Genomic DNA, 13,953 nt, shown 5'->3' on the forward strand with positions numbered 1-13,953 from the left:
CGGCCCTCTGTCACTCGCTCGAAAGGCAACCGCATGCGTTCCGGGAACGGTCGACACCGCCGCCCCCGCCAGGCACCCGCCATCTTCGTCACCGTCGGCATGACCGGAGCGGGCATCGCGATGCCGCTGCTCGGGGCCACCGGCGCCCAGGCGGCGGACGCCGACACCTGGGACCGGGTCGCCCAGTGCGAGAGCGGCGGGCTGTGGAGTGCCAACGCCGGCAACGGCTTCTACGGCGGTCTGCAGTTCACCCAGGAGATGTGGGAGGAGTACGGCGGCCGGGACTACGCGCCGCGCGCCGACCTGGCCAGCCGCTCCCAGCAGATATCGGTGGCCGAGAAGATCCTCACCGACCGCGGGCCGGAGGCCTGGCCCAGTTGTGCCACCAACGCGCGGCTCCAGGAAGGGGGCGAGGCCCCCGACGTCGACCCCGGCAGCACCGAGCCGCCGGGCCCGCTGGAGTCCCTGCTGCCGCTCGACCCGGAGTACTCCGACGGCGCGTCGTCGTCCGGCAGAGCCGACGACGACGCGGACCGCGCGCAGAGCGACGACGCCGATGACGACAAGGGCGACGGCGGGAAGCGCGAGGACGACAAGAACGGCGACGCGAAGAGCGACGACGCGAAGAACGGCGACGCGGACGACGGCAAGAGCGGCGACGACAAGGCCGACGCCCACCGGTCCGACGAAAGTGACGGAGCGTCCGGCGGGAAGGGTGGCTCGGACGAGGACGGCTCGGACAAGGGCGGCGACGGCACCGGCCGGCACCGTGGCGCCCCCGCCGACGAGCAGGAGTCCGGGGACGAGGAGCGCGACAGCGGACGGCACGCCTCGCGTGGTGAGGACCGGGCCGACACGTCCGCGGACGGCCGGTACACCGTCCAACCGGGTGACAGTTTGTCGGATATCGCTCAGGAGTACGCCCTTCCCGGTGGTTGGAGCGCGCTGTACGCGTCGAACGAGGACGTCGTCGGCTCCGACGCGGACGTGATTCGCCCAGGCCAGGACCTCGATCTGAGCGATTCCGAAGGGTAGTTCGAGCCCTTTCCGCCCGTTGTGGGTGCGTGAGAGAAGCATCTCATCGGCCCAACGCACCTGTCTGGACGGTCGGATGGCCCTGTACCCGCCCTCACCTGCGGTGATGTGAGTGACGGGCGGGCAGGGAGGGGTTTGATGGGCGGGATGTCGCACTTTGAACCTGCGGGGCGGGTGTGCTTACCGTCGTGTCCGCTCGCCACCGCGGGCGCCTCCGACCGTCACGCCGAATCCTGCCGGCGGCCGGAGGGAATCGTCGCGAAAGCGCCGTAGGCAGGAGCGGGGGACCCAAGGTAAGTGCCGGACACGTCCGTTGAAGGATGAACGGGCCGACCGGCTAGGGGTGAAGCCCGGTGCGCAGGCACCGGGCCGGGCACTCACAGCCCGAACCCGACAGCTCACCTCGCAGGCGTCGGTGAGGAGACCGTTCCATGCTGCTTTCCGGCAAGAACAAGCATCGCCGTCCGTCCAAGGCCGTCCGTATGGCCGCGCTCGCCGGTCTGGCGGGCACCGCCGTGGCCGCCCCGCTGATCGGCGCCACCTCGGCCTCCGCAGCCTCCGTGGACACCTGGGAGAAGGTCGCCCAGTGCGAGTCCGGTGGCAACTGGTCCATCAACACCGGCAACGGTTACTACGGTGGCCTGCAGTTCTCCCAGTCCAGCTGGGCCGCCGCGGGCGGCACCCAGTACGCCCCGCGCGCCGACCAGGCCACCAAGGAGCAGCAGATCGCCGCTGCCGAGAAGCTGCTCGCCCAGCAGGGTCCGGGCGCCTGGTCCTGCGCCGGGGCCGGCGGCCTCACCGCGGGCGGCCCGGCCGCCGGTGTCGACACCGGCTCCTCCTCCGGCGACGCCACGGAGGACCGCGGTGCCCCGGAGCACGCCGACCGCAGCGACCGCCCGGCGGCGGCCCCGCAGAAGCAGGCCGCGCCCAAGCCCGTCAAGAAGGGCGACGGCGAGTACAAGGTCAAGTCCGGCGACACCCTCGGCACCATCGCGAAGGCCGAGGACGTCAAGGGCGGCTGGAAGAAGGTCTACGACCTGAACAAGGACATCGTGGACGACGCCGATGTGATCTACCCGGGCCAGCGGCTCCACCTGAGCTGACCCGCCTCCCGCTGCCCCGGCCCGGCCGGGGCAGCGGGCGTGCCGCCCCGGCCGAGCGCCCTGCCCCCGGACGCGCCCGGCCGGGGCGTGCTTTTGCGGGTCTATGGGCGCCTTTTCGTCTCGCCGGGCGGGCAGAGGCCGACCGATGCGGCCGGTCCGGTTAGGCTCGTGGCGCAGCGCCACCCAGACACTGCGAATCTGCGTCACACCCATGAAGGAGATGCTCGTGCCGTCCATCGACGTCGTCGTAGCCCGGGAAATCCTCGACTCGCGAGGCAACCCCACGGTCGAGGTCGAGGTCGGCCTCGACGACGGCAGCACCGGTCGTGCCGCCGTCCCCTCCGGTGCCTCCACCGGAGCGTTCGAGGCCCTCGAGCTCCGCGACGGTGACAAGAGCCGCTACGGCGGCAAGGGTGTCGAGAAGGCCGTCCTCGCCGTGATCGAGCAGATCGGCCCGGAGCTCGTCGGCTACGACGCCACCGAGCAGCGGCTGATCGACCAGGCGATGTTCGACCTGGACGCCACCCCGGACAAGTCCTCGCTCGGCGCCAACGCCATCCTCGGCGTCTCGCTGGCCGTCGCGCACGCCGCCTCCGAGGCGTCCGACCTGCCGCTCTTCCGGTACCTCGGTGGCCCCAACGCCCACCTGCTGCCGGTCCCGATGATGAACATCCTCAACGGCGGCTCGCACGCCGACTCCAATGTGGACATCCAGGAGTTCATGATCGCCCCGATCGGCGCGGAGTCCTTCTCCGAGGCCCTGCGCTGGGGCGCCGAGGTCTACCACACGCTGAAGTCCGTGCTGAAGGAGCGGGGCCTGTCCACCGGCCTCGGCGACGAGGGCGGCTTCGCCCCGAACCTGGACTCCAACCGTGAGGCCCTCGACCTGATCGTCGAGGCCATCGAGAAGGCCGGCTACACCCCCGGCCAGGACATCGCGCTCGCGCTCGACGTCGCCGCCACCGAGTTCTACAAGGACGGCGCGTACGCGTTCGAGGGCAAGTCGCTCTCCGCCGCCGAGATGACCTCCTACTACGCCGAGCTGGTCGCCGCGTACCCGCTGGTCTCCATCGAGGACCCGCTGAACGAGGAGGACTGGGAGGGCTGGAAGACCATCACCGAGCAGCTCGGTGACAAGGTCCAGCTGGTGGGTGACGACCTGTTCGTCACCAACCCGGAGCGCCTCTCCCGCGGCATCGAGAGCAACACGGCCAACGCCCTGCTGGTCAAGGTCAACCAGATCGGCTCGCTGACCGAGACCCTGGACGCCGTCGAGCTGGCCCAGCGCAACGGCTACAAGTGCATGATGTCCCACCGCTCCGGTGAGACCGAGGACGTCACCATCGCCGACCTGGCCGTCGCCACCAACTGCGGCCAGATCAAGACCGGCGCCCCGGCCCGCTCCGAGCGCGTCGCCAAGTACAACCAGCTGCTGCGCATCGAGGAGATCCTCGACGACGCCGCGGTGTACGCGGGCCGCTCCGCCTTCCCGCGGTTCCGCTTCCAGTAAGGCCACGACGGGGCCGCCGCACACGGCCCCGCCCGGCATCCGGACGTCCCCGTCCCCGGTCCCGTACCGTGGCCGGGGACGTTCGTACTGGACACGGAGAGCCGGTACGGGGAGCGACAGGGGAGGCGACGTGGCCGGAGACCGGGAGCGGTTCTCCACCGCGACCAGACTCAAGGCTCTCGGCGAGCAGGCCGCCGCCCGGGTCTACCGGGCCGGCCGGCGCGCCGGACCGCCGCGCCGCAGCCGGCTCACCGGCCGGGCGGCACTGCTGGCCCTGGTGGTCTGCTCCCTCGTCGTCGCGCTCGCCTACCCGATGCGGCAGTTCGTCTCGCAGCGTTCCCGGATCGCCGAACAGCAGCGCCGTGCCGAGCGGGCGCGGGCCGAGGTCGAGCGGCTGCGCGACGAGAAGGCCCGCTGGCAGGACCCGGCGTACGTCGAGCGGCAGGCCCGCGAGCACCTGCACTATGTGCGCCCCGGCGAGACCGGCTACACCGTGGTCCGCGAGGGCGGCCCCGACACCGTCCGCAGCCGTGACGAGGAGGCGGCCGCCCGCCCCTGGTACAGCGAGCTCTGGGACGGCGTCGACCGCGCCGACGCGGGGCACCGAACCCGATAGGCGACGCGGGACACCGGTCCCGATCAACCGACCGAACCGACGAAGAGATCTGCGCAGGCATGGACACGCCCCCTCCCCCGACCGACCCCACCCCGCCGACCGACGCCGACATCACGGCGATCGGTGAGCAGCTCGGCCGCGTTCCGCGCGGGCTGCGGGCGATCGCCCACCGCTGCCCGTGCGGGCTGCCCGACGTGGTGGAGACCGCGCCGCGCCTGGAGGACGGCACCCCGTTCCCGACGCTGTACTACCTGACCTGCCCGCGCGCCGCCTCCGCCATCGGCACGCTGGAGGCGGACGGCGTCATGAAGGAGATGACGGCCCGGCTGGCCGAGGACCCCGAGCTGGCGGCCGCCTACCGGGCCGCGCACGAGGACTACATCCGGCGCCGGGACGCGATCGAGGTGCTCCAGGGCTTCCCCAGCGCGGGCGGCATGCCGGACCGGGTGAAGTGCCTGCACGTGCTGGTCGGCCACTCCCTGGCGGCCGGTCCCGGGGTGAACCCGCTCGGCGACGAGGCCATCGCGATGCTGCCCGAGTGGTGGCGGAAGGGCCCGTGCGCGGGCTGCGGCCCCGCCGACGGCCCGGCCGAGGCCGCGGAGGAGGCGCAGTGACCCGGGTCGCCGCGATCGACTGCGGTACGAACTCCATCCGCCTCCTCGTCGCGGACGCCGACCCGGCCACCGGGAGCCTGACCGAGCTGGACCGCCGGATGACGATCGTCCGGCTGGGGCAGGACGTGGACCGGACGGGACGGCTGGCGCCCGAGGCGCTGGAGCGGACCTTCGCCGCCTGCCGCGAGTACGCCGAGGTGATACGCGACCTCGGTGTGGAGGCCCCGGCCCGGCTCCGCTTCGTCGCCACCTCCGCCTCCCGCGACGCGGAGAACCGCGAGGAGTTCGTGCGGGGTGTGGTCGGCATCCTCGGAGTGGAGCCGGAGGTGATCACCGGCGACCAGGAGGCGGAGTTCTCCTTCACCGGTGCCACCAAGGAGCTCGGCGGCGCGGGCGACGGGACGTCGCCCTTCGAGGAGCCGTACCTGGTCGTGGACATCGGTGGCGGCTCGACCGAGTTCGTGGTGGGGGACGGCACGGTCCGCGCGGCCCGCTCGGTCGACATCGGCTGTGTGCGGATGACCGAGCGGCACCTCGTCCGGGACGGCAAGGTCGTCGACCCGCCGACGCTCGGCCAGGTCACCGCGATCAAGGCCGACATCGCCGCCGCCCTGGACCTGGTCGAGGAGACGGTCCCGCTGCACGAGGCCCGCACCCTCGTCGGACTGGCGGGCTCGGTGACCACGGTCGCCGCCGTCGCCCTGGGCCTGAGCTCCTACGACCCCGCCGCGATCCACCACGCCCGCATCCCGGTGGAGAAGGTCCGGGAGATCACCGGCGACCTGCTGACCTCGACCCACGAGCAGCGCGCCGCCAGCCCGGTGATGCACCCGGGCCGGGTCGACGTGATCGCCGCGGGTGCCCTGGTACTGCTCTCGATCATGGAGCGGACCGGCGCCCGGGACGTCGTGGTCAGCGAGCACGACATTCTCGACGGCATCGCGTGGAGCGTGGCGGCCGACGCCCACTGACGGTCCACAGCGCCGCACGGGCCGCCTCGGAGCCATGGGCTCGGGGGCGGCCCTCGGCGTTCGGCGGGGCCCTGGTGTTCAGAGGGCGGCCTTGATGTTCAGAGGGCGCGGTAGACGTCGCGACGGTCGCCGACCTTGACGACGAGGACCACCAGCTCGCCGTCCAGGACCTGGTAGGCCACCCGGTAGCTGCCGACCCGGAGCCGGTACAGCCCCGAGGGCCCGGTGAGCTTCTTGATGTCGGCGTCCTCGCGGTACGGATCGTCGCCGAGCGCGGTCAGGGCCGCGAGGATGCGCATGGCGGCGGGCCGGTCGATGGCCCGGAGCTGCCGCTGTGCCGCCGCGGTGAACCGGAACGCATACTTCATGCCGCGTCTTCGCTGCGCTCGCTGAACAGGTCGGCCAGCAGCTCGGCCATGGTCACGGTCGGGCCGCCCTCGGCCAGCACCGCTTCGGCCTGGCGCGCGAGCAACTCGTCGGCCGCTTCCTCCAGCGCGTCGAAGTCCGCGATCGGTACGAGAGCCGCCACGGGAGCGCCGTTGCGCGTGATGACGGTCGGGGTGCCCTGCTCGGCACGGTTGATGTGGTCCGCAAGGTGTGCGCGGGCTTCGCGCACCGTCACCGCGTTCTCATCCATGGAGAAAGTGTACGCGGGATCGTGTACACCTGCCCCGCTGGTCGGCCTCTCCGGCGGGAGGGCTGCCGGCCGTCGAGTCGCCCGGGGATCAGAGGTCCGGAGGCGCGTCGGTGGGGCGGCGTTCCGACGCACCTTCGGGCCCCTGGTGAACGGCCCGTTGACCTCTTCCGACGGGCCGATGCCGGGGGTGGAAACCGCCCCGACGGGGCCCCCGGAAGGGGTCTGGGAGGCCCCTGCCGAAAAAGCTTCGTGAAACTCTTCACATGAAAAAGTGCCCCCGCGACCGCCCTCGAGGGCTGTAAACCCCGGATAAGCGCCCGCTCCGCCTCCGAAGTCAGGGTCGCCGCCCGGTTTCGGGAGTGTTGCGCCGCGTCGGTCCGCTTCGGGCCTCATGGTGTGTCGGTGGACACAATGCCAGTTCAGGGGGGTGTTCAACGCCCTTGCCTACACTGAGGTTCCGTCCGCCGCCATGACCTCGGTCACGGCGGCGGCGGAGTGTAGCAGAGGGGTGCCCGATGCTTGTGAAGGGGCTCACGAGCACCCCCCCGAGGGGTGCTGGATACTCGAATCATGAGCACCACGGAGCGTCCCAGGATCCTCGTAGTAGGCGGTGGGTACGTAGGCCTGTACGCGGCACGCCGCATCCTCAAGAAGATGCGGTACGGCGAGGCGACCGTCACGGTCGTCGACCCGCGCTCGTACATGACGTACCAGCCCTTCCTTCCCGAAGCCGCCGCCGGCAGCATCTCCCCGCGGCACGTCGTTGTCCCCCTGCGACGCGTGCTCCCCAAGGCGGAGGTTCTCACCGGCCGGGTCTCCACCATCGACCAGGACCGCAAGGTCGCCACGATCACGCCGCTCGTCGGCGAGGCGTACGACCTGCCGTTCGACTACCTGGTGGTGGCCCTCGGCGCGGTCTCCCGCACCTTCCCGATCCCGGGCCTGGCCGAGCAGGGCATAGGCATGAAGGGTGTGGAGGAGGCCATCGGCCTGCGGAACCACGTCCTGGAGCAGCTCGACAAGGCCGACTCGACGACCGATGAGAACGTCCGCCGCAAGGCCCTGACGTTCGTCTTCGTGGGCGGCGGCTTCGCCGGCGCGGAGACCATCGGCGAGGTCGAGGACATGGCCCGCGACGCCGCGAAGTACTACCCGAACGTGGAGCGCGAGGACATGCGCTTCGTGCTCGTCGACGCCGCGGACAAGATCCTCCCCGAGGTCGGTCCCGAGCTCGGCAAGTGGGGCCTGGAGCACCTCCAGAAGCGCGGCATCGAGATCTACCTCAGCACCTCGATGGAGTCCTGCGTCGACGGCCACGTCGTGCTCAAGAACGGCCTCGAGGTCGACTCCAGCACCATCGTGTGGACCGCCGGCGTCAAGCCGAACCCGGCGCTGGCCCGCTTCGGCCTGCCGCTCGGCCCCCGCGGCCACGTGGACACCACGCCGACCCTCCAGGTCAACGGCACGGACTACATCTGGTCCGCGGGCGACAACGCCCAGGTGCCGGACCTCGCCGCCCGGTCCGCCGGCGTCGACAACGCCTGGTGCCCGCCGAACGCGCAGCACGCGCTGCGCCAGGCCAAGGTCCTCGGCGACAACGTGATCTCCGGCATGCGGGGCTTCCCGCAGACCGAGTACAAGCACGCGAACAAGGGCGCCGTCGCCGGTCTCGGCCTGCACAAGGGCGTCGCGATGATCGTGATGGGCAAGGCCAAGATCAAGCTCCGTGGCCGCCTCGCCTGGTACATGCACCGTGGCTACCACGGTCTGGCCGTCCCGACCTGGAACCGGAAGATCCGGGTCTTCGCGGACTGGGCCCTCGCGATGTTCCTCAAGCGCGAGGTCGTCTCCCTCGGCGCGATGGAGAACCCCCGCGAGGAGTTCTACGAGGCCGCCCGCCCGGTGCCGGCCGCCGTGTCCGCCGAGAAGGCCGCCGGCCCGTCGGAGAAGGCCAAGGCCTGACGCCGCAGGGCAGCACAGAGCAGTAGTCCGAAGGGACGTCCGCCATCCGTGGTGCGGACGTCCCTTCGGGCGTTTCCGGGGCCGGTTCGCCGAACCGGTCCCGCGGTGCGTCCGGCCACCCCGGCGGCACCCCGGCCTGCGGGATCCCTTCGGCCCGTGGGGGCCGCTTCCGGTGCGGACGCCCGTTCGGGTGCTTTTGGCGGTCCCGGCCCCGAGCCTCGCCGGATGCCGTGGGCCCCGAGCCGACACTGGCTTCTGCGCCGGGCGCCCCCGGTGCGGGGTGGTTTGCGGGCGCTTTTCGGCGTATGGACTGTAGGTGCTCTTTGCCGTTCTCTTACGCGGCAACAGGACTGCGTTCCGGGTCCGTTGGCGTTGATACAGGTGATGGACCCCGTCGATCCGCCGTCACGGAGGTGTACGACATGGCCGAAGCCGCGTCGCGGCTCACCGCACTTGCCGAGGAACTGCTGGGATCACCCCTCCCGGTCCGCCTGCGGGCCTGGGACGGCAGCGAGGCCGGCCCACCGGGCGCCCCCACCCTGGTGCTGCGTCACCGCCGCGCCCTGCGCCGGCTGCTGTGGCGGCCAGGGGAGCTGGGGCTCGCCCGGGCCTGGGTCGCCGGTGAACTCGACTTCGAGAGCGATCTCTACGAGGGACTCGACCGGCTCGCCGGCCTCCTCTGGGAGCGCGACCCCGGCACCGACGGGGGCGGGGCGCTCGGCCGGCTCGCCGCCCTGCGGGACCCGGGGGCGCGGGCCGCGGTCCGGGAGCTGATCACGCTGGCCGGACCGGGCCTGCCCCCGGCCCCGCCGCCCGAGGAGATGCGCAGCCGCACCGGAGTGCTGCACAGCCCGCGCCGCGACAAGGCCGCCATCAGCCACCACTACGACGTCGGCAACGACTTCTACGAGCTGGTGCTCGGGCCGTCCATGGTCTACTCCTGCGCCTACTGGGAGGAGGGGGCGTCGCTGGAGGAGGCGCAGCGGGCCAAGCTCGACCTGGTCTGCCGGAAGCTGGCGCTCCAGCCGGGGGACCGGCTGCTGGACGTCGGCTGCGGCTGGGGCTCGATGGTGCTGCACGCGGCGCGCGAGTACGGCGTGCAGGCCGTCGGCATCACCCTCTCCACCGAGCAGGCGGCCTACGCCCGCAAGCGGATCGCCGACGCGGGCCTCACCGACCGGGTGGAGATCCGCGTCCAGGACTACCGCCACGTCACCGACGGCCCGTACGACGCGGTCTCCTCGATCGGGATGGCCGAACATGTGGGCGCCGCCCGCTACCGGGACTACGCCGCGGCCCTGTACGGGCTGCTGAAGCCCGGCGGGCGGCTGCTGAACCACCAGATCGCCCGTCGTCCGGTGGGCGACGAGGAGCGCTACCGGGTCGACGCCTTCATCGACGCCTACGTCTTCCCGGACGGGGAGCTGGCGCCGGTCGGCCGCACGGTCTCGCTGCTGGAGGAGGCCGGGTTCGAGGTGCGCGACCTGGAGGCGATCCGCGAGCACTACGCCCACACCCTCCGCCGCTGGGTGGCCAACCTCGAAGCGGGCTGGACGGACGCCGTCCGCCTCACCTCGCCCGGCCGGGCCCGGGTCTGGCGGCTCTACATGGCCGCGTCCGCGCTCTCCTTCGAGCGCAACCGGATCGGCGTCAACCAGGTCCTCGCGGTCCGGACCTCCGGCTCCGGGGACGCGGGGCTGCCGTTGCGCAGCCGCGACTGGCGGAGCTGACCCGCCGCCCCTGCCGTGCGGGCGGCGCAACGGACAGGGCCCGTCCGCACGGTGCGTACCGTGCGGACGGGCCCTGCCGCCGGGGGCTATTCGGCCTTGATGGCCTCCAGGGCGTTGAGCCGGGCGGCCCGCCGGGCCGGCCAGACCGCGGCCAGGACGCCGACCACCGCGGCTGCCGCCAGGAAGATGCCGATCCGGTCGAACGGGATCTCCATCGCGTAGGTCTTCACCTGTTCGCTGATGGACCGGCCGGCCGCCCAGGCCAGGAAGACGCCGAGCCCGATCCCCAGCAGGGCGCCGAACAGCGAGATCACCACCGACTCCAGCCGGACCATCTGCTTGACCTTGGCGCGGTCCAGGCCGATCGCCCGCAGCATGCCGATCTCGTGCTTCCGCTCGAACACCGACATGGCCAGGGTGTTGACGACACCGAGCACCGCGATGAGCACCGCCATGGCGAGCAGGCCGTACAGCATCTTCAGCATCAGGTTGATCATCTCGCCGACCTTGTTGCTGATGTCCTCCTTGTCCATGATCTGGATGCCGGGGTTCTTGCCCAGTTCGTTCACGATGGCGGTCTGCGCCGCCTCGGAGGCGCCCTTCTCCATCTTGACCAGCACCTGCTCGTCGCCGGGCTTCTCCAGGTGCGGGGTGACCACGGACGTGGCCACATAGATGCCGCGGACCATGTCGTTGGGGTGGTAGATCCCGACGACCTTCAGCCGGTCCTTCTTGCCGTCGTCGAACTTCACGGGGAGCGGGTCGCCCATCCCGAGGTGCAGGTCGTCGGCGGTCTCACGGTCGATCACCGCGCCCTTGTCCGCCAGGCCGGCGAACGAGCCGCTGGTGAAGTCCGGGCCGAGCAGCCGGTCGACGGACTTCGGGTCGACACCGTTGAAGGCCGAGAAGCTGCCGTCCGCCTCGCCGTACGCCTTGCGGACCGGGCTGGTCGCCGCGACACCGTCCAGCTCCGCCAGCTTCTCGCCCACCTCCGGGGCGAGCGGCTGGTAGTTGGCCATGCCGACGGTGTAGTCGGCCTTCAGGGAGTCGGCGGCCATCCGGTCGAGGGCGCTCTGCGTGGAGGTGGCCAGCACGGTCATCGCCGTGATGAGGGTGAGACCGATCATCAGCGCCGCCGCGGTGGAGGCGGTGCGGCGCGGGTTGCGCAGCGCGTTCTGCCGGGCCAGCCTGCCCGGGACGCCGAGGCGGTCGAGCAGCGGCGCGGCGGCCGCGATGACCGGGCGGGACAGCAGGGGCGTCAGCACGATGACACCGATGAGCAGGGCCCCGGCGCCGCCCGCCATGACGGGGTTGCCGTCCTCGCCCATCGAGGCGCCCAGGAAGACCAGCGCGCCGCCGAGCGCGGTGATGACCGAGCCGATGATGTTCCGGACGACCAGGCTGCGGGTGGTGGGCGTGGCGTGGACGCTGTTCATCGCGGCGACCGGCGGCACCTTCGCGGCGCGGCGGCCGGGCAGCCAGGCGGCGAGCATGGTGACGACGACACCGACGATCAGCGAGACGAGCCCGGTGGCGGGTGCGATGACCAGCGGCCCGTCGGGCAGGGAGGCGCCGGTCGTGCTGATGAGCGAGCGCAGGCCCACGGCGACGCCGATGCCCAGCAGGAAGCCGGAGACCGCCGCGACCACGCCGACGAGCAGCGCCTCGACCAGGACGGAACGCGTCACCTGGCGGCGGGAGGCGCCCACCGCGCGCATCAGGGCGAGTTCCCGGGTGCGCTGGGAGACCAGCATGGTGAAGGTGTTGGCGATGATGAAGATGCCGACGAAGAGCGCGATGGCGGCGAAGTAGAGGAGCGTGCTGCTCATCGACGCGGTCTGCTCGGCGATCATCTCCTCCTGCTCGGCCGCGAGGGTCCGGCCGGTCACGGCCTCCGCGTCCTTCGGCAGGATCTTCTCGACGGCGCTCTTGAGGGCGGCCTCGGAGGTGCCGGGGGCGGCGGCGACGGTGATCTCGTCGTACTCGGAGGTCTTGTCGAGCGCCGTGCGGGCGGTGGCGTTGTCGAACAGTACGAGGCTGCCGCCGGCCATGACCTGACCGTCGTCGGTGTGGAAGACGCCGGTGATCCTCGGCTTCATCACCGGTCCGTTGGTGGACAGCCGGACGGTGTCGCCGACCCGGTAGCCGGTGCGTGAGGCGGTGGCGCTGTCCAGCGCGATCTCCCCGGAGGACCGGGGGGCCCGGCCGGTGGAGAAGGAGTAGCGGGCGTCCTTGCCGTCGGGGCCGGGGACGTAGTTGGCGCCCGTGGTCCCCCAGTCCTCGCCGACCAGCTTGCCCTGCTTGTCGGCGAGCGCGGTGAAGCCGGAGACGACGCCGGTGGCGGACTCGGTGCCCGGCAGCTTCCGGATCTTCGTCAGCAGGCCGTCGGTGAGCACGGCTTCGGGCTCGGACGCGCCGTCCTCGGGCATGGCGGCGTTGCTGCGGACCGACACGGAGGTGTGGTCGAAGCTTCGGGACATCTTGTTCTTGTAGGCGTCGCCGACGGTGTCGGTGAAGACCAGGGTGCCGGAGACGAAGGCGACGCCGAGCATCACGGCGAGCACGGTCATCAGCAGTCTGGCCTTGTGCGCGAGCACATTGCGCAGGGCGGTTCGGAACATTGGCTTTTCCTGAGGGAGAAGCCCCCGCCCCGGTCTCGGGACGTGCCGGTGGCAGCAGGGGCGGAGGGCAGACGACGGAGCGCGGCGGAGCCGCGGGAGATCCGGGCGGCGCGCGACGGCGGACGCGGAAGGGCGCGACGCGGAACGGCGAAGGTGCCAGGCGTCGGGCTCGGCGGCCGGTGGTGCGGGCGGCCTGTGGTGCGAGGCGGGCCGGTGGTGCGGGCGGCCTGTGGTGCGGGTCGGCGGATCGGCCGTGGGCTCAGCTGGTGCGGCCCTTGGCGTCGAAGCGCTTCATCCGGTCGAGGACGCCGTCCGCGGTCGGGCCGTGCAGCTCGTCGACGATCCGGCCGTCGGCCAGGAAGATCACCCGGTCGGCGTAGGAGGCGGCGACCGGGTCGTGGGTCACCATCACCACGGTCTGGCCCAGCTCGCGCACGGAGTTGCGGAGGAAGCCGAGGACCTCGGCGCCGGACCGCGAGTCCAGGTTGCCGGTGGGCTCGTCCGCGAAGATGATCTCGGGCTTGCCCGCCAGGGCGCGGGCGACGGCCACGCGCTGCTGCTGACCGCCGGAGAGCTCGGTCGGCCGGTGCTTCAGCCGTCCGGACAGCCCCACGGTCTGCACCACCAGATCGAGCCACGTCGCGTCGGGCTTGCGGCCGGCGATGTCCATCGGAAGGGTGATGTTCTCCAGCGCGTTCAGGGTCGGCAGCAGGTTGAAGGCCTGGAAGATGAAGCCGATCTTGTCGCGGCGCAACCGGGTGAGCTGCTTGTCCTTCAGTCTCGTCAGCTCGGTGTCACCGATGAGGGCGGATCCGGACGATATGGAGTCCAGGCCCGCGACACAGTGCATCAGCGTCGACTTGCCGGAGCCCGAAGGACCCATGATCGCGGTGAACTCGGCGCTGCGGAACTCCACGGAGACCCTGTCGAGCGCGACCACCTGGGTCTCGCCCGCGCCGTAGACCTTGGTCAGATCCGTGGCGCGGGCGGCCACCGCGGTGCGGGAGGCGGTCTGTACGCCGGAAGAGGTGGTGGTCACGGGAGGGTGCTCCTGTCGGACGGTGCTGTTCGTGAGGACCTCTCCATCGTGCTGGCCGAGGGGGCCCTCCGTAATCAGTCCCGACGCCGGTTCCGTCGGCAGTCCTGGGAGGTAG

General features: G+C 71.7%; 12 protein-coding genes and 1 riboswitch. Of the genes, 8 read left to right on the forward strand and 4 right to left on the reverse strand.

Features of this window, described 5'->3' with window-relative positions; translation table 11 throughout:
- The first annotated feature begins 33 nt into the window (after positions 1-33).
- The 6 genes from AC3EQ1_RS25845 to AC3EQ1_RS25870 all read left to right on the forward strand — a co-directional run bounded on the left by AC3EQ1_RS25845 (position 34) and on the right by AC3EQ1_RS25870 (position 5,849).
- Positions 34-1,035 carry a LysM peptidoglycan-binding domain-containing protein gene (locus tag AC3EQ1_RS25845; protein ID WP_432096733.1) on the forward strand — a complete coding sequence of 334 codons (1,002 nt, stop codon included), beginning with the start codon at positions 34-36 and terminating at the stop codon, positions 1,033-1,035.
- A gap of 255 nt (positions 1,036-1,290) precedes the next feature.
- Positions 1,291-1,462: riboswitch (cyclic di-AMP (ydaO/yuaA leader) on the forward strand.
- Positions 1,463-1,466: 4 nt separating this feature from the next.
- On the forward strand, positions 1,467-2,138 hold the full coding sequence (locus AC3EQ1_RS25850; protein ID WP_432096734.1) for a transglycosylase family protein: 672 nt from the start codon (positions 1,467-1,469) through the stop codon (positions 2,136-2,138).
- 220 nt (positions 2,139-2,358) lie between these two features.
- On the forward strand, positions 2,359-3,648 hold the full coding sequence (eno, locus tag AC3EQ1_RS25855) for a phosphopyruvate hydratase (RefSeq protein WP_432096762.1): 1,290 nt from the start codon (positions 2,359-2,361) through the stop codon (positions 3,646-3,648).
- Between the two features lie 130 nt (positions 3,649-3,778).
- Positions 3,779-4,264: an FtsB family cell division protein gene (locus AC3EQ1_RS25860; RefSeq protein WP_432096735.1), complete on the forward strand. Its 486-nt coding sequence runs from the start codon at positions 3,779-3,781 to the stop codon at positions 4,262-4,264.
- Positions 4,265-4,323: 59 nt separating this feature from the next.
- A complete protein-coding gene (locus tag AC3EQ1_RS25865; protein ID WP_351506110.1) occupies positions 4,324-4,878 on the forward strand; it encodes a DUF501 domain-containing protein in 555 nt (184 codons plus the stop codon).
- The gene (locus AC3EQ1_RS25870; RefSeq protein ID WP_432096736.1) at positions 4,875-5,849 is read left to right on the forward strand and encodes a Ppx/GppA phosphatase family protein; all 975 of its coding nucleotides are present in this window, start codon (positions 4,875-4,877) and stop codon (positions 5,847-5,849) included. The genes AC3EQ1_RS25865 and AC3EQ1_RS25870 overlap by 4 nt, the downstream gene beginning before the upstream one ends.
- A 98-nt stretch (positions 5,850-5,947) precedes the next feature.
- On the opposite strand, the gene AC3EQ1_RS25875 is transcribed toward AC3EQ1_RS25870, so the two are convergent.
- Positions 5,948-6,217 (reverse strand): type II toxin-antitoxin system RelE family toxin, encoded by a 270-nt coding sequence (locus AC3EQ1_RS25875; protein WP_432096737.1) that lies wholly within the window; start codon positions 6,215-6,217, stop codon positions 5,948-5,950.
- A complete protein-coding gene (locus tag AC3EQ1_RS25880) occupies positions 6,214-6,486 on the reverse strand; it encodes a type II toxin-antitoxin system Phd/YefM family antitoxin (protein WP_432096738.1) in 273 nt (90 codons plus the stop codon). The genes AC3EQ1_RS25875 and AC3EQ1_RS25880 overlap by 4 nt, the downstream gene beginning before the upstream one ends.
- Positions 6,487-7,056: 570 nt before the next feature.
- Between AC3EQ1_RS25880 and AC3EQ1_RS25885 the strand changes: the two genes are divergently transcribed.
- Both AC3EQ1_RS25885 and AC3EQ1_RS25890 read left to right on the forward strand, forming a co-directional pair.
- Positions 7,057-8,448: an NAD(P)/FAD-dependent oxidoreductase gene (locus AC3EQ1_RS25885; RefSeq protein ID WP_432096739.1), complete on the forward strand. Its 1,392-nt coding sequence runs from the start codon at positions 7,057-7,059 to the stop codon at positions 8,446-8,448.
- 422 nt (positions 8,449-8,870) lie between these two features.
- Positions 8,871-10,178, forward strand: coding sequence for a class I SAM-dependent methyltransferase (locus AC3EQ1_RS25890; RefSeq protein WP_432096740.1), 1,308 nt, complete (start codon positions 8,871-8,873; stop codon positions 10,176-10,178).
- 86 nt (positions 10,179-10,264) lie between these two features.
- Here AC3EQ1_RS25890 and AC3EQ1_RS25895 read toward each other — a convergent pair whose 3' ends face one another.
- Both AC3EQ1_RS25895 and AC3EQ1_RS25900 read right to left on the reverse strand, forming a co-directional pair.
- Entirely contained in the window at positions 10,265-12,799 is a 2,535-nt protein-coding gene (locus AC3EQ1_RS25895) for an ABC transporter permease (RefSeq protein ID WP_432096741.1), read from the reverse strand.
- Between the two features lie 259 nt (positions 12,800-13,058).
- Positions 13,059-13,838 carry an ABC transporter ATP-binding protein gene (locus AC3EQ1_RS25900; protein WP_432096742.1) on the reverse strand — a complete coding sequence of 260 codons (780 nt, stop codon included), beginning with the start codon at positions 13,836-13,838 and terminating at the stop codon, positions 13,059-13,061.
- Between the last annotated feature and the right edge of the window lie 115 nt (positions 13,839-13,953).

The sequence above is a fragment of the Streptomyces sp. bgisy100 genome (assembly GCF_057709105.1).